The sequence below is a fragment of the Streptomyces sp. BK239 genome (assembly GCF_004217285.1).
Classification (GTDB): domain Bacteria; phylum Actinomycetota; class Actinomycetes; order Streptomycetales; family Streptomycetaceae; genus Streptomyces.
In genome coordinates, this window is record NZ_SHKS01000002.1 from 572,563 (window position 1) to 594,082 (window position 21,520).

General features: G+C 73.0%; 17 protein-coding genes. 8 read left to right on the top strand and 9 right to left on the bottom strand.

Features of this window, described 5'->3' with window-relative positions:
- Positions 1-65: 65 nt before the first annotated feature.
- Positions 66-1,811, top strand: coding sequence for a malto-oligosyltrehalose trehalohydrolase (gene treZ, locus EV567_RS08420; RefSeq protein ID WP_130438020.1), 1,746 nt, complete (start codon positions 66-68; stop codon positions 1,809-1,811).
- A 38-nt stretch (positions 1,812-1,849) separates the two neighbouring features.
- Here the strand turns inward: treZ and EV567_RS08425 are convergent, their stop codons facing one another.
- Positions 1,850-2,821: an aminoglycoside phosphotransferase family protein gene (locus EV567_RS08425; RefSeq protein WP_130438021.1), complete on the bottom strand. Its 972-nt coding sequence runs from the start codon at positions 2,819-2,821 to the stop codon at positions 1,850-1,852.
- A 50-nt stretch (positions 2,822-2,871) separates the two neighbouring features.
- Entirely contained in the window at positions 2,872-3,999 is a 1,128-nt protein-coding gene (locus EV567_RS08430) for an aminopeptidase P family protein (RefSeq protein WP_130438022.1), read from the bottom strand.
- A gap of 261 nt (positions 4,000-4,260) precedes the next feature.
- Here EV567_RS08430 and EV567_RS08435 point away from each other — a divergent pair, with 261 nt between their 5' ends.
- Positions 4,261-5,016, top strand: coding sequence for a phosphodiesterase (locus EV567_RS08435; protein WP_207228710.1), 756 nt, complete (start codon positions 4,261-4,263; stop codon positions 5,014-5,016).
- 15 nt (positions 5,017-5,031) lie between these two features.
- Here the strand turns inward: EV567_RS08435 and EV567_RS08440 are convergent, their stop codons facing one another.
- The 5 genes from EV567_RS08440 to EV567_RS08460 all read right to left on the bottom strand — a co-directional run bounded on the left by EV567_RS08440 (position 5,032) and on the right by EV567_RS08460 (position 10,839).
- Positions 5,032-5,694 (bottom strand): PDZ domain-containing protein, encoded by a 663-nt coding sequence (locus EV567_RS08440; protein ID WP_130438024.1) that lies wholly within the window; start codon positions 5,692-5,694, stop codon positions 5,032-5,034.
- A gap of 20 nt (positions 5,695-5,714) precedes the next feature.
- A complete protein-coding gene (gene cyc2 / locus EV567_RS08445; RefSeq protein WP_130438025.1) occupies positions 5,715-7,883 on the bottom strand; it encodes a germacradienol/geosmin synthase Cyc2 in 2,169 nt (722 codons plus the stop codon).
- 123 nt (positions 7,884-8,006) lie between these two features.
- Positions 8,007-9,191 (bottom strand): damage-control phosphatase ARMT1 family protein, encoded by a 1,185-nt coding sequence (locus EV567_RS08450; RefSeq protein ID WP_130438026.1) that lies wholly within the window; start codon positions 9,189-9,191, stop codon positions 8,007-8,009.
- 27 nt (positions 9,192-9,218) lie between these two features.
- Positions 9,219-9,869 (bottom strand): ScbR family autoregulator-binding transcription factor, encoded by a 651-nt coding sequence (locus EV567_RS08455; RefSeq protein ID WP_130438027.1) that lies wholly within the window; start codon positions 9,867-9,869, stop codon positions 9,219-9,221.
- A 67-nt stretch (positions 9,870-9,936) separates the two neighbouring features.
- Positions 9,937-10,839 carry a ScbA/BarX family gamma-butyrolactone biosynthesis protein gene (locus EV567_RS08460; protein WP_130438028.1) on the bottom strand — a complete coding sequence of 301 codons (903 nt, stop codon included), beginning with the start codon at positions 10,837-10,839 and terminating at the stop codon, positions 9,937-9,939.
- Between the two features lie 173 nt (positions 10,840-11,012).
- Here EV567_RS08460 and EV567_RS08465 point away from each other — a divergent pair, with 173 nt between their 5' ends.
- On the top strand, positions 11,013-11,660 hold the full coding sequence (locus EV567_RS08465) for a ScbR family autoregulator-binding transcription factor (protein ID WP_130438029.1): 648 nt from the start codon (positions 11,013-11,015) through the stop codon (positions 11,658-11,660).
- Between the two features lie 124 nt (positions 11,661-11,784).
- Here the strand turns inward: EV567_RS08465 and EV567_RS08470 are convergent, their stop codons facing one another.
- Complete coding sequence (locus tag EV567_RS08470; protein ID WP_130438030.1) at positions 11,785-13,587, bottom strand: S8 family serine peptidase; 1,803 nt, start codon at positions 13,585-13,587, stop codon at positions 11,785-11,787.
- A gap of 357 nt (positions 13,588-13,944) precedes the next feature.
- Here EV567_RS08470 and EV567_RS08475 point away from each other — a divergent pair, with 357 nt between their 5' ends.
- Positions 13,945-14,919, top strand: coding sequence for a lytic polysaccharide monooxygenase (locus tag EV567_RS08475; RefSeq protein WP_130438031.1), 975 nt, complete (start codon positions 13,945-13,947; stop codon positions 14,917-14,919).
- A gap of 36 nt (positions 14,920-14,955) precedes the next feature.
- Here EV567_RS08475 and EV567_RS08480 read toward each other — a convergent pair whose 3' ends face one another.
- The gene (locus tag EV567_RS08480) at positions 14,956-15,594 is read right to left on the bottom strand and encodes a Tat pathway signal sequence domain protein (RefSeq protein WP_130438032.1); all 639 of its coding nucleotides are present in this window, start codon (positions 15,592-15,594) and stop codon (positions 14,956-14,958) included.
- A gap of 706 nt (positions 15,595-16,300) precedes the next feature.
- Here EV567_RS08480 and EV567_RS08485 point away from each other — a divergent pair.
- The 4 genes from EV567_RS08485 (at position 16,301) to EV567_RS08500 (ending at position 21,515) form a co-directional block, all read left to right on the top strand.
- Positions 16,301-16,969, top strand: coding sequence for a DUF6230 family protein (locus EV567_RS08485; protein WP_130438033.1), 669 nt, complete (start codon positions 16,301-16,303; stop codon positions 16,967-16,969).
- Positions 16,966-17,388 (top strand): DUF6114 domain-containing protein, encoded by a 423-nt coding sequence (locus EV567_RS08490; RefSeq protein ID WP_130438034.1) that lies wholly within the window; start codon positions 16,966-16,968, stop codon positions 17,386-17,388. The genes EV567_RS08485 and EV567_RS08490 overlap by 4 nt, the downstream gene beginning before the upstream one ends.
- 367 nt (positions 17,389-17,755) lie before the next feature.
- Positions 17,756-18,769: a substrate-binding domain-containing protein gene (locus EV567_RS08495; RefSeq protein ID WP_130438035.1), complete on the top strand. Its 1,014-nt coding sequence runs from the start codon at positions 17,756-17,758 to the stop codon at positions 18,767-18,769.
- A 91-nt stretch (positions 18,770-18,860) separates the two neighbouring features.
- Positions 18,861-21,515, top strand: coding sequence for a nitrate- and nitrite sensing domain-containing protein (locus EV567_RS08500; protein ID WP_130438036.1), 2,655 nt, complete (start codon positions 18,861-18,863; stop codon positions 21,513-21,515).
- Positions 21,516-21,520 lie beyond the last annotated feature (5 nt).

A 21,520-nucleotide genomic window follows, 5' to 3' on the forward strand; every position in this document is an offset into this window, starting at 1 on the left:
TTGATCCCGTTTGGAGCACGATGGGACCGGCTACATCCCGGTGAGCAGACGAAGGGGAACCGTCCGTGCAGTTCGAGGTGTGGGCACCGCAGGCCGAACGTGTGACGCTCCAGTGCGACGGCGTCACGCGCGCGTTGGAACGCGATCCGGACCGGGCGGGCTGGTGGACCGGTGAGGCGGAGGCCGCCGACGGCAGCCGGTACGGCTTCGCGGTGGACGACGGGCCCGTGCTGCCCGATCCGCGCTCCCGCCGTCAGCCGGACGGCCCCGACGGGCTGAGCGCGGTCGTCGACCACGGCCGCCACACGTGGCGTGCGCGGTGGGCGGGCCGTCCGCTGGCGGGCGCGGTCCTCTACGAGCTGCACGTGGGCACGTACACGCCCGAGGGCACCCTGGACGCGGCCGCGGACCGGCTCGGTCATCTCGTCGAACTCGGCGTGACACACGTCGAGTTGATGCCGCTGTGCCCCTTCCCCGGACGGCACGGCTGGGGCTACGAGGGCGTGTCGCTGTGGGCGGTGCACGAGCCGTACGGCGGGCCGCAGGCGCTGAAGCGGTTCGTGGACCGGGCGCACGAGCTCGGCCTCGGCGTCGTCCTGGACGTCGTGCACAACCATCTGGGGCCGTCCGGGAACTACCTGCCCGCCTTCGGCCCGTACTTCACGGACACCCACCACACGCCGTGGGGCTCCGCCGTCAACCTGGACGCCCCCGGCTCGGACGAGGTCCGCGCGTTTCTGCTGGGCAGTGCGCTGGCGTGGCTGCGCGACTACCGGCTGGACGGGCTGCGCCTGGACGCGGTGCACGCGCTGGCCGACACGCGCGCGTACCCGTTCCTGGAGGAGCTGGCGGAGTCGGTGGACGCGCTCGCCGCGGAGACGGGCCGGCCGCTGTTCCTGATCGCCGAGTCCGACCTGAACGACCCCCGGCTGATCACGCCCCGCCGGGAGGGCGGCCTGGGCCTGCACGCGCAGTGGAACGACGACTTCCACCACGCCCTGCACACCGCCCTGACCGGCGAGTCCCAGGGCTACTACGCCGACTTCGCGCGCGACCCGTTCGGGGCGCTCGCCAAGACCCTGACCGGCGGCTGGTTCCACGACGGCACGTACTCCAGCTTCCGGGGCCGCCGCCACGGGCGGCCGCTGGACCGGACCCGGCTGCCCGGGCACCGGCTCCTCGGGTACGGCCAGACCCACGACCAGGTGGGCAACCGCGCCCAGGGCGACCGGTTGTCGGCCTCGCTCTCCCCCGGCCTGCTGGCCTGCGCGGCCGCGCTGATCCTGACCTCCCCGTTCACGCCGATGCTGTTCATGGGCGAGGAGTGGGCGGCCGGCACACCTTGGCAGTTCTTCACCGACCACACCGACCCCGAGCTCGCGGAGGCCGTACGCCAGGGCAGGCGCAGGGAGTTCGCGGCGCACGGCTGGGCCGAGGAGGACGTGCCCGACCCGCAGGACCCGGCGACGCGCGAGCGTTCCTGCCTGGACTGGTCGGAGCCTGAGCGCGAGCCCCACGCGCGCGTGCTGGAGTGGTACCGCAGGCTGATCGCGCTGCGGCACGAGCTGGCGGACCTGACCGACCCCGACCTGGCCGACATCAAGGTCGCCCATGACGCGCGGGCCCGCTGGCTGGCCTTCCGCCGGGGCGACGTCCGGGTGGTGGTCAACCTCGGCAAGGACCCGGCGGCCGTTCCCCTGGGCACCCGCCCCGCCCGGGTGCTGGCGGCCTGGGAGCCGGTCGAGGCCCCGGGGCCGGACGGGCTGCTGCAGGTGCCCGGGGAGGCGTGCGTGGTGCTGGAGCAGGACTGAGGGGCGCCGCACCCCTGAGGCGGGGCGCCGGGCGCCGGTCACAGTTCCGGGTCCGCTCCGTCCTCGTCCTCTCTCAGCTCGGTCACGCGTTCCAGCAGGATCGCCTCCCATGCCCTGCGGAGCCGGGTGCGCAGCAGGGGCAGGGAGGCGGTGGAGCGGCCGTCGAGCCGGTCGGCGAGGCGCAGAACGGTGTCGCAGCGGGCCAGCCACAGACCGCGCAGGCAGGGGCGGGCGCCGTAACCGGTGAGGGTGGCGGCGCGGACGGCGGCGCCGGAGCCGACGGCGAGGGCGAGCGTGGCGATGTCCTCGGCGGGGTCCCCGAGGACCGTCCGGGACCAGTCGAGGACGCCGCGCACCCTGCCGTCGGGGCTGACCACGAGGTGCTCGCCGGTCAGCGCGTGGTGGACGAGGACGGTGGTGGCGGGCTGGGCGGCGAGCTGGGCCGCGCCCAGCGGGGTGAGCTGGCTCAGCCGGGCCGGGTCGAACTCGTCGGCATGGGCGAGGCGTTCGGCGGCGGCGACGGCCATGCGGCGAAGCGCCTCCAGTGAGCGCGGGGCGGTGCGGGGCACGCCGAGGGCCTCGGCCTGCCGGGCCGGGACCTCACGCAGACCGCCCAGCAGCCCGGCGAGGTCGGCCTCGCCGACGGCCGACACGTCGTGCTCCTCGCCGGTGCCGCCCGCCAGCCGGACGTCCAGGGTGTAGGGCAGGCCCGGGGACCAGTCGCCGTGCGCGACGCTGACCGGCACGGCGACCGGCAGGTGCGGGCGGACGAGGTCGCGCAGGCGCAGCTCGCGCCGCCTGCGGTCGGCGGCCTCACGGTCGGCGGCGAGCCGCAGGACGTGGCGGGAGCCGACCCACCAGGTCCGTGCCCCGCCGTCGGCGGCGGGCCGCACGGGCCGCACCTCGGGCCCTGCGCCGCCCCCGGTTCCGCCGCTCTCCTCGCCCTCCTCGAGGAGCGCGCGGACCAGTCGGCGGACGGTGTCCGCGGTGGGGATGGGTGCCTGGGTCATGGTCGCGCCGTCGCCGTTCGGGGTGGATGCCGGGGATGCCACGGGAGCCTTCAGTCCACTGTGACCAGTTCGCGGGTGGTGTCGTTGAGCCGGCGGCCGCCGTCCTCCGTCACCGTGACGATGTCCTCGATGCGCACCCCGAACCGGCCGGGCAGGTAGACGCCGGGCTCCACGGAGAAGCACATGCCGGGCACGAGGGGCTGCTCCTCGCCCTCGATCATGTACGGCGGCTCGTGCGTCGTGACGCCGATGCCGTGGCCGGTGCGGTGGATGAAGTACTCGCCGTACCCGGCGTCGGCGATGACCGCGCGGGCGGCCCGGTCGACCTCCTGGCAGGCGACCTCGGGCCGCACCGCCCGGAAGCCCGTCTCCTGGGCCTCGCGCACCAGGTCGTGGACCCTGCGTTCCTCGTCGGTGGGTTCGCCGACGTGGACGGTGCGCGAGGTGTCGGAGCCGTAGCCGTCCTTCAGTCCGCCGAAGTCGAGGACGACCATGTCCCCGCGCTCGATGACGCGCTCACCGACCTCGTGATGCGGATTCGCGCCGTTCGGGCCGGAGGCGACGATGGTGAAGTCGACCTGGGAGTGCCCGAACCGCCGCAGCAGGTCCGCGAGGTCGGCGCCCACCTCGGACTCGCGCCGGCCGGCGAAGGGAACCTTCCGGATCTCTTCGAACGTCGCGTCCGCGGCCGCTCCCGCGGCCGCCATCAGCCGCAGCTCCGCCGGGTCCTTGACGGCCCGCAGCATGGGCAGGGCCTCGGTGAGGGCGGCGTAGGAGGTGTCCGGCAGGGCCTTCTGCAGGCCGAGCAGGTGCATCGCCCAGGCGTTGTCGCTGACGCCGAACCGGCCGCGCGCGTCGAGCAGCGCGGCGGTGACGGCATAGGGGTCCTTGCCGTCGGTCCAGTCCCGCAGGGTGAGCGCGGGCGCGCCGACCGCCTTCGCGGCGTCGGGGGCCTCCAGGGTGGGCACGACGAGGACGGGGTCGCGGCCGGGGGCCAGGACGAGCAGGGTGAGCCGCTCGGTGGCGGCGGGTGGCGCGTAGCCGGTGAGCCAGACGAGATCGGGGCCCGGCGCGACGAGGAGTGCGGCCAGCCCGGCGTCGTCTGCCGCGCGGGCGGCCCGCTCCATGCGGGTCCGGTAGTCGTCGGCGGTGAAGGGCGCGGGCGTACGGCCGGTCATCCGGGCCTCCCTGGGGAGCTGGCGAAGGACGTGTGGCTACGGGCAGCATCCTGCCCGCACAGCGGGGGCCGCGCGAGCCGATTCACACCGGTTTCCGCACGCCACACCTCTCACTCGGCGCCCATCGGACCCTGCGGTCCGGCGGGCTAACGGTTTGGGATTGCGCAGCCATTAGCGCTAATGGTTAGATCCGTTCACAGCATTAACAGCCCGCCGGCCTGTCCGCCGCGGTGCTCCCCTTCTCCCTGGAGGCCGACCGCCGTGCTCGTACTCGCCCACATCAGCGACCTGCACCTGGACGGGAGCGCGCGGGCCACCGAACGCGCCGAGCGGGTGCGGGACCGGCTCTGGAGCCTGCCGGGCCGTTTGGACGCCCTGCTGGTCACCGGCGACATCGCCGACCACGGGGCGGAGGACGAGTACGAGGAGGCGGCCCGCATCCTCGGGCTGCGCGACGGCGGCGCGCCCTTCCCGGTGCTCACCTGCCCGGGCAACCACGACAGCCGCGCCCCCTACCGCAAGGCCCTCCTCGGCCGGCCCGCAGGCGACGGCCCTCTCGACAGCGTCCACGTCTTCGACGACGCCGCCGTGCTGATGTGCGACTCCAGCATCCCGGGCGAGGACGACGGCGCGCTGGCGGACGAGACGTACGACTGGATCGAGGAGACCCTCGACGAACTGGGCGGGGACCTGCCGGCGCTCCTCGCCTTCCACCACCCGCCCGTGGCCGTGCACCACCCCCTCCCCGACTCGTTCCGGCTGGGCGACCCCGGCCGGCTCGCGGCCCTGCTGGAACGCCGGCCGGAGATCGCCGGGATCATCACCGGCCACGCCCACACCCCGGCCGCGACCGTCTTCGCCGGGCGTCCGCTGATCGTGGGGCCCGGAGTGACGTGGACGCTGCGGCTGCCCTGGGAAGGCGAGCCGGTCGCCGACCGGGACGCGCCGGTCGGCCTCGCCTTCCACGTCCTGGACGACGACCGCAGGCTCACCAGCCACTTCCGTACGGTCGCCTGACGCCCCCCTCCCGGCTCAGACCACCACACCGAGGACCAGCGACAACCGCCGCTGCCCGCCGTTGCTCTGACATACCGTCATGTCGATCCTCCGTCCCGGCCCGGCCCGTTCGACCGCCCGGGCGAGATCCGTCGCCGAGTCGATCCGGGTCCGGCCCAACGTCAGCAGCACGTCCCCGCGCACCAGGCCGGCCGTGTAACCGGGGCCCGGGACGTGCACGGCGACGACCCGTGCGCCCCGCTTCCCCCCGTCCACGACTTCGAGACCCAGGCTGGCGCGCGCGCCGTCCCGGGCGGTGACCGAAGCCCCGGACCCGCCGGGCGACCTGGAGCCGACCGGCGCGGACAGGACGCCCGGTCTCCCGTCCCCGGCCGGTTCGCCCGGCGTCCGTGACGCCTCCCGCGCGATCTGGTCCCGCAGTTCCCCCAGCTCCCTCATCGCGACCACGCTCGTCCCGAGCGCGCCGAGGGCCACTCCGGACAGGACCAGGACAACCCCGGCGAAGAGGCCGCACAGCAGGGAGGCGGGCCCCCGGCCCGGGTGCCCCCCGGTGTGGGGCCGGTGGTCGACGCGGCCCTCCGCACCCGCCCCGGCGTCCCCACCGACCCCGCCGGCTCCGCCGCCGTCGTCGGGCTCCTGACCGGGAAGTGGCCTGGGACGCAACACGATCTGTTCCATTTCTCCTCCGGCCGGCGCGCTCAGCCGACCGGCACGGCGGGGAGGGCCGGCACGTGGTCCGGGAGGAAGCCGTGGGAACGCCTGCTCAGATAACCGGACTTGTAGCGGTCGACCGCGCGGTGCCAGTTCAGGATCCCCGCCAGCCAGTTCTCCAGGTCGGCCACATAACCGTCCATGGCGGCCCGGCCCTCCGCCGAGAGCTCGAAGTCGTCGTACAGCACGGGCAGTTCATGTGACACGACATGCTCGAACTGGCGCATGCGCTGGGTCATCAGATCGTGGACGACGCCGAGGGCCGTCGGGTAGTCGCAGCCGAAGAAGTTCTGCACGACGAGGATCGCGTTGTGGATCTCCCCCTCGTACTCGATCTCCTTCTGGTACGAGAAGACGTCGTTGACGAGGCAGGCGTAGTCGATCGCCGCGTTCTCCAGCGAGCGGACGGGACCGCTGCGGTAGATCTCCGGCGGCACGGCGGGACCGTGGCCCATTCGGCACAGGCTGAGGGTGAGGTCGGAGCCGAAGGTGGCGCGGCGCATCTCCAGGTAGTCGACCGGGTCGGGGACACGGTTCTGGAACTGGTTGGACAGCTCCCACACCCAGCTCTCCGTCATCGCGTCGACCGCCGTCCTCAGGGTGCGCCGCTGCTCGGTGTTCATCTCCGCCGTGGTGCGCCCCCACAGGTCGATCAGCGCGCGCTCCATGGCATTGACGGGGACGACGGCCGGCGCGTCGCCCTCGACGGGCATGCACGCCGAGAGGCGGGCCGTGGTCAGCCGGGCAGCGGCCAGGTCGCGGCGGCGGCCGTAGACGAGCGGGTAGTAGTCGTCGCCGTACGTGCCGAACGCGAGCCACGCGGCGCTGAGGTCGAGGGCCTCGGGCGTGGCGTCGGGGTCCAGTCCCGCCGAGCAGAGCGCGAGGTCGCAGGAGGCGAGCTTGTCCTCGTCCCAGACCCCTTCGGACAGCACGCCCATGCGACGCGTCCACTCCACGAGACGATGCCGGGCATCGTCGAGGTGCGGGCTCAGCTCCACCTGGAACGGCATGTGGAAATCGGGCAGCCGGGACGGCCCGACCTTCTCGTACGGCAGGTGCCCGTGCGCGCGCAGCCGTTGCCGGGCGGCCGAGGCGAGCAGCGCGCCGACGTCGGCGGCGGAGGTGCCGGGGCCGGTGAGCCGCTGCCAGGGCGGGGCGGAGGCGGCCGCGCCCTGGTTCATGTAGCGGCTGGAGCGCAGGTGCCACTCGTGTCCGCCGGACTGCCAGTCCTGAAGTCCCTTGGTGTAGGCGGCGATCGCGGCGACCTCGTCGGGCCTGAGTCCCGAGTCCAGGGCCAGCGCGGGCACTTCGGTGAGCGCGGTGTGCTCGAACTGGTGAAGGCGGGAGGTGAGGATGTCGTTGACGGTGTCGGCGGCCTGCTGGGTGGTGCAGCCGAAGAACGTCTCCAGGACGAGCACGCCGTTGCTGTTCTCGCCCTCGTCCTCGACCTCGCGCTGGTAGGAGAACAGGTCGTTGCGCAGGTGGACGCCGTCGGAGAAGGTCTCCATCAGCACGCGCAGGGGCCTGGACCCGGCCACGGCGGCGGGGACTTCGGCGGTGGCGTACTCGACGAGACCGGCCGACCAGGGGGCGCCGCCCACCTTGCGGCGCATCTCGATGTACTCGACGGGGTTGGCGATCCGCCCTTCGTTGATGTTGGACAGCTCCCACATCGACTCGTTGAGCAGGTGCTCCGTGGCGACGGCGAAGCGGCGGCGCCAGTCGGCGGACATCGCCGGGACGGTCCGCTGCCACAGGTCGGCCAGTCCGGCCTCGACCGGGTTGCGCGGCTCGGGCACGGATGCGGCGAGGTCGAGCGGCATGAACAGCGGCAACCGGTCCAGGTGGGCCTTGCCGGCGGCCCGGTCCGGGGTGCGTTTGAACATGTCGAGGAAGTGGTCGTCGAAGAAGAACACCCACACGTACCAGTCGGTGATCAGCGACAGTGCGGGGCCGTCGCAGTCGGGGTGGGTGTAGGCGCAGAGCAGGCCGTAGTCGTGCGCCTCCAGGTCGGCCTGCTCCCAGATCCCGGAGCCCTCCAGCATGCCCATCTCGCGCGCCCATCGCGTCGAGTGGGCGCGTGCCTCGTCGACGTGCGGGTTGAGCCGCGCGGGATACGGCATGTAGAAGTCCGGGAGTTCGAACGGCTGCGTCATGGCCGGGCCCTACCCGCAAGCTCCGGGGGCCATCCGCGGGGCGGCGCACGGTCACACCATCGCGTGAACCGGGCGGGAATGCTTACCTTTCGTGGCCCACGTGAGGTGCGACGGCGGGGCCGGTCAGGTCCTGGCCTGGATCAGGGCGCGGGTTCCGGCGGTGCGCCAGCGCTGACCCTCCGAGGCGTCCAGGGCCTCCTCGGTGGCGGCCGAAAGACCCGTGATCACATCCGACTTGAGCGTGCGCAGGGCGACGACCGGGCCGGGGAAGTGGGCGGTGACGTCCGCGAAGGGGGTCGTGGGCGGCCAGAGCCGGTCGCCCACCAGACGGCGGTAGTTGAGGTCGCCCTTCATGATCGTGAGGGTGGCGGCGGCGAACTCCGCCCGCAGGTCGCCGGGCATCTCGGCGTAGGGCAGCGGCGCGGCGGCGAAGGGGTGGGCGCGCAGTGCGAGGGTGCCGTCGGCCATCGCGGCCCACAGCCGGCGCCCGTACGCGGCGGCCTCGCCCGGGGCGGCGGTCAGCGCGCGCAGCGCGTCGACGACGTCCGCGGTGGTGGCGTCGGAGACGTAGTAGGGGTACGGCTTGACGTACAGGACGACCCGCCCGGTCCGCCCGTGGGCGAGGAGGTGGGCGGCGAGAAGGAGGTCGGGGACGAGTTCGCGGCCCGCGTTGTCGGCGACCAGACACAGGGTGCCGGAGGCGCCCGAGGTGGCGGGCAGCAGCGACCAGAGGGCCTCGCTGTCGTCGGCGACCAGTCCGGGCGCCGCGGCCCGGTGCCGGGCGTCCGCGTCGGAGAGGCGGAAGCCGAGGTCCGCGCGGTTCCCCCAGAGCGAACCGTGCAGCAGGGCCCGCGCCCGCTCGTCGGCCGGGCGGGTGGCCAGTCCGTCGAGCGCGGCCAGCTCCTGACCGGTCTCGGGCGCTTCCAGCTCGGCCAGCTTGAACGGACGGAACGGGTCGACGCCTTGCCAGGGTCCGTCGCCGAAGTAGCCGACGGCTTGGAGGAGTCGCCGGTAGAAGTAACTCTCCGCCCACAGCCACGGGATGTCGTGCCAGGAGCGCCCGACGTGGGCGTCGAGCCCCCAGCTCCGCCAGCGCTCCCGGTCGTGGGCGTCCTCGGGCAGCGGCGGGACGACGCCGTCGGCGCAGCTCTCCAGCAGCGCGTCCAACGCCCCGCGCACCGCGGGATCGTAGGGGAACGCCTCGCGGACCTGCCGGATGATCGCGGGGTGCCGCTCGGCGAGCACGCCGTGCGGGAAGGAGCCGGGCGTGTCTCCGAGGATCACGGGCGGGACGTCGTCGTCGGACATACGGATCACGGTATCGCGGCCGCCGGCTCACACCACGGCCATGACCTCGTGCTCCAGGCGGGCCGCCAGGGTCAGGTAGCGGGGGCGGCGAGGGACCGGGACCAGGCCCCGGATCAGCACGTGCCACATCTCCGCCGTGCGGCGCGGGAGGCGGGCGGCCGGTTCCCGGGAGCGGCCGACGACGCGGGTGCCGACGAAGAAGCAGACCAGTGAGTGGGCGACGGCGTCGACGTCGACGTCAGGGTGGATGTCGGCCTCTCTGACCGCGCCGGCGAGCCGCCGGTCGACCAGGTCCCGCCACTCCGCGAAGGGGTGCGGCAGGGGCGGCCGGATCGCGACGCCTCCGGTGGCGAGCCGCAGGCCGGCGCGGGTGATCGGCCCCTCGACGGACAGCCGCGCCATGCCGAAGGTGAGACGCATCAGCGCTTCCAGGGAGGAGCAGCCCCGCTCGTCGATCTCACCGGCGACCCGGCGGGAGGCCTCGGACTGCAGCTCGAGGATGGCGTGGGCGAGGTCCTCCTTGGCCGCGAAGTGGAAGTAGAGCGCGCCCTTGGTGACACGGGCGTGCTCGACGATGTCACTGAGGCTGGTGGACTCGTAGCCGTGCCGGTCGAACAGCTCGGCCGCGGCCCTGATGATCGTCGCGCGGGTCTGTTCGGCGCGTAACTGCCTCGCCATCGCCTGGCACTCCTGGCTGTAAAGAACGGGTCATGCCGTTTGTTTCCTGCCTCCTGTACACCATAACTCACCGCGCCGCGGTGGCCACCAGGCATTCGAAGACCGTCGACTCCCCCTGTACGCCGACCACTTGCACCCCGTCCCGGGGTCCGTCCCGCGCCTCTATCCAGACGGGTTCGTCCAGCTCGGCGTACTGGTGGAAGCGCGCCCGGTAGGCCACCGGGGGGTGTTCGGCGCCGGTGCGCAGACGGGCCGCCTGGCGGGCCGCCTCCAGCAGGAGCATGCCCGGCACATGGTCGAGCGGATGGTCGAAGAAAACGGGGTGTGCGGTATCGACCCTGAGCTGCCAGCGGTCCCGGCTCCCCGCTCCGGCCAGGACGACGTCCGCGGCCAGAGCCCGGCCGACGCCGGCGGCGGCCACCGCCTCGGGCACGGGAACGGTGGTCACGCCGCCCGGGGTGCGGCCGCCGCGCAGCCTGCGGTAGACGCGGGCGCTGACGGAACTGAAGGCGACGTCGGCGGTGGCCACGGGGTCGCCGTCGCGCAGGACGCGCGCGCTGTAGCGCACCGCGGCGGGGCGCCGGCCCCGGTACCGGACGTCGGTGAAGGCGAGTTCGACCTCCGGTTCGGCGGGCAGCGGTCCGACGCCCAACTTCCCTGCTACCGTGGCGATCCGGAACTCCTGGAGCACGAAATGGTGGTCCAGCGGCACGTCGTACTCGGTGTGCGCGACCAGGGTGCCGCTCTGCCGGACGGTTTCGACGACGAGCAGCGGATCGTAGGCCGACCGGTCGCAGGACACGTGCACGGGGTGGACGCGGGGCCACTGGGCCGAGACCGAGAAGCGGTCGGTTCCGGTGCGCCGCCAACCGGTGAGGAACGTCTCGGCGACGGCGGCGCGGTGCACGAGTTGCCGGGCGACGGTCGCCGTGAGGGACGGGGCGTCGGCTGGCTGCCGCGGTCGAGTCATCTCTCTTCCCCCGGGTCGGCCATGGCAGACGGAGATCCGTCCGCTTCGTCGAGCGTTAGAGTACGAGGCGACCGGTTTGTTTTTCAATGAGATCAGTCGACGGCATCCCATGAACGGGCCGCGCCCGCGCACGATCGCGGGTGAGGTCAACTCGCCGCCGTGAAGGGGCTGTTATGGCAAGACAGGAGCGCGCGATCAGGACGCGGAGAGCGATCCTGGAAGCGGCCGGCGCGGTCTTCGACGAGTACGGCTACGCCTCCACCACCATCGCGATGGTCCTGGAGCGCGCCGACGTCACCAAAGGCGCCTTGTACTTCCACTTCCCGTCGAAGGAGGCGCTCGCGCGGGCGGTGCTGAGCGAGCAGGTTCCCTTCGGGGCGGTCCCGCCGCAGCCGTGCAGGCTCCAGGAGATCGTCGACATGACGTTCGTCGTGGGCCAGCGGCTGCGCGACAACGCCTTGTTGAGGGGCAGCATGCGGCTCGCGGTGGACCAGGAGACGCCTTCGGGCGTGGACCACGCCGAGCCGTTCCTGCAGTGGGCGCGCCGGTTGACCGAGCTGCTCGAACAGGCCGGGGAGAAAGGCGAGTTGCTGCCCACGGTACGGGCGGCGGCGACGGTCGAGCTGCTGGTGGGCTCCTTCACCGGCATCCAGTTGATGTCGCGGGCGCTCACGGACCGGGCGGACCTCGGGGAGCGGCTGGCGGTGATGTGGTCCCACATCCTGCCGAGCATCGCCGTGCCGGGGCTGCTGCCCGGCCTCGACACCCGGGCCGACCGGGGGGTCCGGGTGCTGGCCTCGTTGGAGCGCGCGGCTTCCTGAGGGGGCCTCGCACGGCGCCGGTCCGGGGCGCACGGCCCGCGAGCGGACGTGCGGCGGGCCGGCCGGTGTCCATCCACACCGGCCGGCCCGCCCGTTCACCGGCAGCTCACGCTGCCCGGGCTGCTCAGAAGGTCAGCTGCCAGCTGTTGAGCCGGCCCGTGTCCTGCGCCGCCACGTCCTGGACGCGCAGCTTCCAGGTGCCGTTGGCGACCTCGCTGGAGGCGTTCACCGAGTAGGTGGTGACCACGTCGTCCGCCGAGTCCGAGCCCGAGGACTTCAGGCGGTACGCCGTGCCGTCCGGGGCGACGAGGTCGATGACCAGGTCGCCGCGGTAGGTGTGGGTGATGTTCACGCCGACCTGGAGGGCGGCGGGCGCGTTCCCGGTGCGGCCGGTGACCGCGATGGCGGACTCGATCGCCGCGCCGTTGTCCGGGACGGCCACGGCGGTGGTGCTGGAGAAGGTGGCTCCCGGGGTGGAGCCGGTGCCGGTGACGGCCGCGACCGTTTTGGCCGCGTCCGCGAGACCCGCGCCGCAGCCGCCCGAGCAGGCGCCGGGCAGCGCGCGGGCGTTGGCCTTGATGGCCGACTCGATCTGGGCCGGGGTCAGCGACGACTTCGCCGACTTCAGCAGCGCCGCGAGGCCCGCGATGTGCGGGGTGGCCATGCTGGTGCCCTGGTAGTAGGCGTAGTTCTCGCCCGACGGCGTCTTCGTGCCGGAGTTCAGCGTGGACAGGATGCCGTTGGCGGTGCCGGTGCTGGTCTGCCCGCCGGGCGCGGAGATGTCCACCAGGGAGCCGAAGTTGGAGTAGGACGCCCTGGCGCCGGTGCGGCTGGTCGCGGCGACCGAGATGACGTTGTTGCAGTTGCCCGGGGAGTGGTTGGCGACGTTGTCGTTCTCGTTGCCCGCGGCCACGACGACGGTGGTGCCCCGGTTCACGGCGTTGTTGATCGCGGTCTGGGTCGCCGAGGTGCAGGCGCCGTCGCCGCCGAGGCTCATGTTGATGACCTTGGCGACGTTGGAGTTGGCGGGCACGCCGGAGACGGTGCCACCGGACGCCCAGGTGATGGCGTCGATGATGTCGGAGTCGTAGCCGCCGCACTTGCCGAGCACCCGGAGCGGGGAGATCTTCGCGCCGTGGGCGATGCCCGCGATGCCCTTGCCGTTGCCGGTGACGGCGGCGATGGTGCCGGCCACGTGGGTGCCGTGCCAGGAGGAGGTGGAGGCGGGCACGCCGGAGCCGCAGTCGCCCGCGTTGTACCAGTCGCCCGGGTCGGCCGGGTTGCTGTCGCGGCCGTCGCCGTCCACCGAGACGGCGGTGTCGGCGATGAAGTCGTAGCCGCCGACGATGTTGGCGGCGAGGTCGGAGTGGGCGACGTAGCCGGTGTCGATGACGGCGACCGTGACGCCGGCGCCGGTGGCGGTGTTCCAGGCGGCGGGGACGTTCATGCCGGCGGTGGGCTCGAACAGGTCCCACTGCTTGGCGTACTCGGTGTCGTTCGGGTCGGCCTTCGGGGTGTTCAGGCGGTCCGGGACGACGTAGGCGACCTGCGGGTCGGCCCGGTACTCGGCGACGACGTCGGCGACGTCGGCGCTGCTGAGGTTCTCGCCCAGGTCGACCAGGGCGGCGCCGGTGCCGAGGCGGCGCTGGAAGTCGACGTCCTCGCCGGTCTCCTTGCCCTTGGCCGCGGCGTCGGCCTCGGCGGCCGGGTTCGACTTCGCCTCGGCGGCGTCCGACTTGTAGCCGACGATGAGGCGCTCGGCGGGGGCGCCGGGCGCGGCCTCGGTCTGGGCGGCGGGGACGGCGGCGGCCTGCGGGTCTCCGTCGGGGGTGGCGGAGACCGAGGCGGTGGAGGCGGCGGTGAGGAGGGCCGCGGAGAGGGCGGCGACGGATATCAGCTTGCGTCTCAGGGCAGGGGAGGTGCGCAACGGCGTGCCTTTCGTGGCCTGCTCCGGACAGGGCGGAGCGGCAGTCGATTCGCTTCGGCGTCGAAGCGGCGGGGGTGAATCGAAGAGCGACGCATGGGCCGGCCAGGCGGAGGAACCGCTCCTTGTAGGGGTCACCTGTGGGGCGGTTGTGGGGGAACGATAGGCAAAGGAATCGGCAAGCGGATACCGGGGAAACCCTCGATCGGGCCGGAACATCACCCTCGACGCCGTCAACTGGCCCGCGAATGGGCGGGTTTGCTCGGGTGAGACCCGGTGCGTGGGCGTGGTGAACGCGTCACACCGGTTCCCCGTACTGCACGGCAGACCGTATCCGCGCCGGCCGAGGAGACGTCCCCGATGCCCCGCACGACCGCACACCGCACCGCCGCCCTGGCCGTCACCTCGCTCGGCCCGCTGCTTCTGGGCCTGTGGGCCGCGGGCCCCGCACAGGCGCACGGAGCGCCCACGGACCCGGCGAGCCGGGTGTACGCCTGCTCCCCCGACGGCGGCTCGGCGTCGCGTTCGGCCGCGTGCCGGGCCGCCGTGCGGGCGAACGGCGGGCAGCTGGGCGCCTGGGACAACCTGCGGGTCGCGAACGTGAACGGCCGGGACCGGCAGACGATCCCCGACGGCGAGCTGTGCAGCGGGGGTCTGTCCGCCTACAAGGGGCTGGACCTCGCGCGCGCCGACTGGCCGTCGACGCGGGTCGCGCCGGGCGGGACGCTGCGGATGACGTACGTCTCGACGATCCCGCACAAGGGCACGTTCAAGCTGTATCTGACGAAGCAGGGCTACGATCCCGCCAAGCCGCTGACCTGGTCAGATCTCCCGCAGCGTCCGTTCGCCGAGGTCAGGGACCCGGCGCTGACCGGTGGCGCCTACCGCTTCTCGGCGAAGCTGCCCGCCGACCGGACGGGGCGTCAGGTGCTGTACACCGTCTGGCAGAACAGCAGCACGCCGGACACGTACTACTCGTGCTCGGACGTGGTGTTCCCGGGGGCCGCGGCCTCCTCGCCGACCGCGCCCACGTCCACCGCCCCGTCCGCCGCGCCCACGCCGGCCGCGTCGGCCCCCGCGGCGGGCGGGGCCTCCGGGCGGCCGTCGGCGAGCCCCTCGGCGAGCGGCGGCCCCTCGACGGCGGCCGCGCCGGCGCGCGGGGGCGTCGGCGCGGGGAATCCCGCGGCCCCTGCCGCGGACACGGCGAGCACCCCGGTGGCGGATGCCACCGGGGCCGGTTCGGGGCCGTCCACGCCGCTCGTCGCGGGCGGCGCCGCGGCGGCACTGCTGCTCACCGGCGGCGTCGCCCTGGTACTGCGACTGCGACGGCGCTGACGCGGACGGACCCGGTGAACTCGTCGCTGCTTTCTACTAGTTGACGATGACCGGGCCGCCGGCGGCGGTCACCGGGGCGTACTTGGCACTGAAGAAGGCGTTGGCGAAACACAGCGACGAGCCGGACACCTTGGCGAACGGCTGGTTGACGAATGCGATGCTGCTGTCGGCGTTGTCCGCCGTGCCGACCAGGCTGGCGCCCTCGTAGACGCAGCTGACGCTGCCCAGCAGGGTGCGCAGGCTGACGGTCGTGCGGATGTGGGCGCCGGGCGCCGCGGTGACGTTGACGCCGCCGCCGGAGGTGACCGCCGCGGTGTACGGGAGGTTGTTGACGGTGATGCTGTTGACGCCGAGCACGCCCAGGACGTTCGAGGTGCAGCCGGTGAAGTTCTGCTGCGTGAGCGACTCGGAGGCGGTGCCGGGGGCGGCCGGGTTGCCGGTGACGGTGGCGGAGAAGCTGGAGGTCGTGCAGGAGATGCCGCTGGTGCCGGTGGCGCTGGAGTAGAACGTGGCGTTGGTGCCGGCGGCCAGGGACGCGGTGAGGACCTCACCGGCGGCGATGTCGCCGCCCGCGGTGGAAAGGACCGCGGGGTCGGCCGCCGACGCGGGGCTGACGGCCGTCAGCGAGAGGGCGGCGACGGAACCGGCGGCGGCGAGGAGGGTACGGACGCGCATGCGGGTGCCTCATTTCTGAAGTGGGGGGTCGTTCGGGGAAGTCGGCCGAACGAAGGGGATCGGGTGGGGGGTTGGGCGAACACGCTGGTCGTGGGAACAGAGGGGACGCGAGTCCGCGTCGGCCGGAACCGGCCCGTCACGCCTTCTCCGTACGTGACGGACCGGCAGCGGTGAGAGGCGTCGGACCCCACGGACAGGGGGGTGGTGGCCGTGGGCGGCGCCGGTGGACGAATGGGACTCGGGGCGCGGAAAGCCCGTGCTGGATGCCCGGGCGGGAATGCCGTTACTGACAGGAGGTCCGGCCGCCGGCTGACGGCGGCCGGACCCGTGTCCGGGAGCGCGGCCGATGTCACCACGCTGCGGATCCGGCGCCACGGATCCGGTCTGAGCCACGAGAGTTGTAGACCTGAGGGTCAGTCAACGTCAAGCATTTGAAGCCAAGTTGATGATCCATTCGACATAAACGCGCACCTGGGTGACAGTGTGGATCACAGGCGATACACAATGGACACCGTTTTTCCACATCTCCCTTGACCCCTGGGTGTAACCATCGGTAACTTCCGAAGAGGCTACTGACGCGTAACGGGTAAGCCCTTGCGACAACATCCGGGAGTTGTGAGGAGCGGTGCGCGACAGTCCGCTGTCCGCGCCAGGACAACGACGCCACTGAAGCCCAACCCGCATGACTATGCCCATGGGAGCAGACATGGCCTCGTCCCCGGACGTCACGTCGTCCGCCGACAACACCCCCGAGAACCCCGAGAGCGGTCCGGCCGTAAGACGCGGCCGGGTCCGGCTTCGCCGGGCCGCCGTGATGGCGGTGCCCGCGACCTTCGTCGCGGCCGGCCTCGCGGTCCTGACCGCCCAGGGAGCGCTGGGTGTGCAGTTCGCTATTTCCGGTATGCCGTTCGTGGTCACCGCCGACAAGCTCGAGGGCGACGGCTTCGCCCAGTTCGGCGCGCTGGACCACATGATCGAGAACAGCCCCAACGAGGGCGACACCGGCGGCCAGGTGCTGGTCGTCACCTCGGTCGTGAAGAAGGGCAAGCTGACCAACCTGTGTCAGAGCGTCGACCTCGGCGGCATCCAGCTCGTCCTCACCGCGGGCGACAAGGGCACCAAGGTCGACGTGGAGAACCTGGCCATCGACTCCGACGACATCACCGGTGACGCCGCCTTCAACAACATCGAGATCGGCCGCGACTCCAGCACCTTCGACAAGGTCGGCAAGCAGGGCCCGGCCGGCGTCTACGGCCAGCAGGCCGACAAGGTCGTCATCACCGACCTCTACCAGCACAACTACGCCGCCACCGCGGCCGTGTTCAAGCTCCCCGACCTCCACATGAGGTTCGGGGGCAAGGGCTGCCCGCAGTGAACCGCTTCCAGGACTGGAAGAGGCACCGGCCCTTCGCCGGCGGAGTGCTGCTCGTCCTGGGCGGCGCGGAGATCCTGCTGACCATGAAGGCTCCGCTGCCGGTCCTGTTGCGCATCGGCATGCAGGGACTGGCGGGCTACCTCCTGCCGTCCGTGATGCTGCTGTGCGGGTTGCTGATCCTGTTCAACCCCTCGCAGCGCCTCTTCTACTCGATCATCGGCGTCCTGTGCTCGCTGGGCTCGTGGGTCACGTCGAACATCGGGGGCTTCGTCATCGGCCTGCTCCTCGGCGTCACGGGGAGCTGCATGGCCTTCGGGTGGGTGCCCGACCAGGAACCCCGGCGCAGCCGCCGTCAGCGGCGCAAGGACGCCCTGGCGGACAAGGCCATGACCTTCCCCCACCGCGGGGAACCGGCCTGACCCCGTACGGCACGGTCAGCGTTGTCGTCCTCTGTGCCGGCGCCGGCGACGGCGTCGGCACGGGCATGCGCCCGTCCGGGGGCTCCGAGACAGGCACGCGCCGTCCGCTCCGGGCCGCCGTGCGCCTTCCACTTTGATTGACAGTCAGTCAATCCACCTGCGGTGACCTCTCCGCGCGGGCCCGTGGGCTCCGTTCCACATCACGATGCGGCAGCAGCACCTCACCACGAGTGGTCGTTCACTTGACTACCGGCGGTCACACGCGGTTGGCTCCGAGCCAGCGAAACCTTTCGCCGGTACGCGCCCCTTCGTTCCGGCAGCGCTCGCACGTCCTCCTGCTCTGCCGCACAGCGAGGTACAGCCCCCCATGAACACTCCCCTCCCCGCTCGCTCGCCCTCCGCTTCCCCGGGAGCCGCGCGGGCGGCCGCCTCCGCCGCCCTCTGTCTCCTCCTCGTCGCCGGCTGTTCCGACGCGACGGCCTCCGGCCCGGACCCGGACCCGGCAGGACGCCCCGGCGACCGGATCAGGGTCGCCCTGGTCACCCACGGCGCGCAGGGCGACGCCTTCTGGGAGTCGGTGCGCAGGGGCGCGGAGACGGCCGCCGCCAAGGACGGCGTCGAACTGACCTACGCGAGCGACGCCGACGCCGCGGGACAGGCCGCGCTGGTGCGGGACGCGGTCCGCGACAGGGTCGACGGCATCGCCGTGACCCTGGCCAAGCCCCGGGCGATGAAAGGCCCGGTGACGCAGGCCAGGGCGGCGGGCATCGCCGTGGTCGGCCTCAACTCCGGGATCGACGCCTGGCGTTCCGCCGGGCTGCTGGCGTACTTCGGGCAGGACGAGAGCGTCGCCGGCCGTGCCGTCGGCGACAGGCTCGACGCACTCGGCAGGAAGCACGCGCTGTGCGTCATCCACGAGCGGGGCAACGTCGCCCTGGAGGCCCGCTGCGCCGGGGTGAAGAAGGCCTTCGCCGGCGAGACCGAGATGCTCTACGTCGACGGCACCGACCGGGACGCGATGACCGCCGCGGTGGCGGCCCGCCTCGGGCGGGACCCGTCGGTGGACCAGGTCGTCGCCAACGGTGCGCAGGTCGCGCTGGCCTCGGTGAAGGCGGTGAGGGACGCCGGCAGCGGTGCCGAGGTCGCCACCTTCGACCTCGACAAGGACCTGGTCGCCGCCGTCCGCGACGGCAGGGTCCGGTTCGCGGTGGACCAGCAGCCGTGGCTCCAGGGCTATCTCGCCGTGGACGCGCTCTGGCTCCACGAGACGAACGGCGGCGTCAGCGGCGGCGGCACGGCCCCGGTCCTGACCGGCCCCGCCTTCGTCACGAAGGCCGATGTGGCCGACGGGGCCCGGTACGCCACCGCCGGAACCGGCTGACCGGCCGCTGCCCGGCCGCTGAACGACCGCTGACCGGTCCGCACGCCCCGCCCCGCTCCCCGACTCCCCCGCCGCTCGCCCAAGGACGACCATGTCACCACGGACAGGTGCCCGGCGCCGCCGTCTCGGCTCCATACGTCTCTCCCTGATCCTCCTGGCGCTGGTGCCCGGCGTCACCCTCGCCGCCATGTGGAGCGTGACGACGATCCAGATGTTCTCCGAGGGCATGCGGCTGCGCGCGCAGACCGAACTGAGCCGCTCCACCGGCGCCATGGGCACCGAGGCCACGCTCGCGCTGCAACAGGAACGCAGCCTGTCGGCCGTGTGGCTGGCCTCGCCCCAGGGTTCCCCCGCGGCGCTTCAGGCGCAGCGCGCGAAGACGGACGCGGTGGTCGCGAAGCTGGTCGCCCGCGCGAACGACATCCAGCGGGCGCCCGCCCGCGTCCGCGAGCGGATGTTCTCGGTGATCGCCTCCGTGGGCAGCCTGGAGTACTACCGGGGTCAGGTGGACGACCCCACCGACATCACCGCCGCTCAGGCGCTGGACCAGTACACGTCGATCATCGACGACCAGATCCACGCCTTCCAGGAGCTGTCCCAGGTCGACGACGGCGACCTCACCTCGCAGGCCGGCCCGCTCGTCGCCCTGGAGCACGCCGCCGAGCTGGTCTCCGAGGAGGACCTGTACCTCACGCTCGCCGGCCCGAAGGGACGCATGGACGAGAAGGAGTGGGCCGCGTTCGCGCAGACGGTGAACGCCCGCCGCTGGCTGGTCCAGGACCAGATCGTGCCCTCCCTCACCGGCTCGACGAAGACGCAGGCCGAGAAGATCCTGCGCAGCCCGCAGTGGCGCACCCTGGAGTCCGTCGAGGACAGGGTCCTCGCCGCCCGGTCCGACCAGCGCGAGAACGGCGACGTCCCCCTGCCCGACGTGCGGGGCCAGTGGCGCGCCGCCCTCATCGAGGTCTCCGACCAGTACTCGGCGCTGATCCGGCAGCGGACCGGGGCGCTGCTCGAAAGCAGCGCGGTGGAAGCGCGCGATCTGCTGGTCAAGGCCGCAGCACTGAGCGCCGCCGGGCTCGTGGCGCTGCTGCTGTGCGTCGGGATGTCCTGGCGGATCACCCGTTCGCTGTTCCGGCGGCTGCGCGGACTGCGGAGGGCCACGCTGGGTCTGGCCCGGGAGACGCTCCCCGAGGTGGTGGCCCGGCTCGACCGGGGAGAGACTGTCGACGTGGACTCGGCGGCCCCGCCCCTCGACTACGGCGGCGACGAACTCGGCCAGGTGGCCGAGGCGTTCAACACCGCGCAGCGCACGGCCGTGCACACCGCCGTCGAACTCGCCGACACCCGGCGCGGTTTCCAGAAGATCATCCTGGGCATCGCACGGCAGAGCCAGAACCTGGTCAACCTCCAGCTGAGCAAGCTGGACGCGCTGGAACGCGCCCACCAGGACCCGGACGTCCTCAAGGGACTGTACGAACTGGACTCCGCGGCCTCCCAGTTGCGCCGCTACGAGGAGAACCTCGTCATCATCAGCGGCGGACGGCCCGGGCGCAGCTGGTCGGAGCCGGTCGCGCTGGTCGACATCCTGCGCAGCGCCGTCGGCGAGGTCGCCGAGTACGCGCGGGTGGAGGTGCACACCGAGGAGGAGGTGTGCGTCGCCCCTCCGGCCGTGGCGGACGTGATCCACCTGCTGGCCGAGCTCATCGACAACGCGACGTCCTACTCCCCGGCGCCGAGCCCGGTCGCGGTGCGGGCGACGTCGGTGGCCAAGGGCCTGGCGGTCGAGGTGGAGGACCGCGGTCTCGGGCTGTCCGAGGAGGACTACGCCTCGTTCAACGCCCAGTTGGCGGTGGAGCCGCAGTTCGACGTGGTGGCGCTCGCCGACGACCTGCGGCTGGGCATGTTCGTGATCGCCCGGCTGGCCACCCGGCACGGCATCGCCGTGACCCTGCGCCCCTCGCCGTACGGTGGCACCACGGCGATCGTGCTGCTGCCGAAGGACGTCGTGGTGCGTGAGACGGCGGACGGCGAGCGCGCTGAGCCGGACGACTCTGGGCCGACCGGGCCGACCGGGCCGACCGGGCCGACCGGGCCGACCGGGCCGACCGGGCCGACCGGGCCGACCGGGCCGACTGTCGAGCCGGACATCCCGCACTCCGCTGTGTCATCGCCCGCGCCGGGCGTGCTGGAAGCGGTGCGCGAGGCGCTCACCGCACCGTCCGCCACGACCGCGCGGGACGCCGGCGGCCCGGCGGACGACGAGGCGCACGCGTCGCAGCCGCCGGACGCGTCAGCCACGCCGGACGAGTCTCAGGCGCCGAGCGCGCCCGACGGCCCGCCGCCCTCCCCGCCGGCTTCCGACACCGGCCTGCCCGTCAGGACGCCCGGCGCCGCGGGGGTGCGGACGCGCAAGGAGACGCCCGCCGGGACGGCCGCGAGCCCGCCCGCGCCCGGTGCGGCGGGCTCCGGCCGCTCACCCGGCGCCCCGCCGCTGCCCCGCCGGGTCCCACAGACCAGCCTCGTCGCCGAGTTGCGCGAGGAGCCGGCACGCGACGGGACAGGCGGCCGCACCGACGACGGCGACGCGTTCGAGGAGTTCACCGCCGAGCGCGCCGCCTCCTCCCTCGCCGGTTTCCAGCGCGGCACCCTGCGCGCACGCGACGACGCCGACAGGCCACCCTCCCGCCCCGAGGAGACGGCCGCAGCCGCCCCGACCCCGACACCGCCCGCCGACCGCTCATGAAGGAC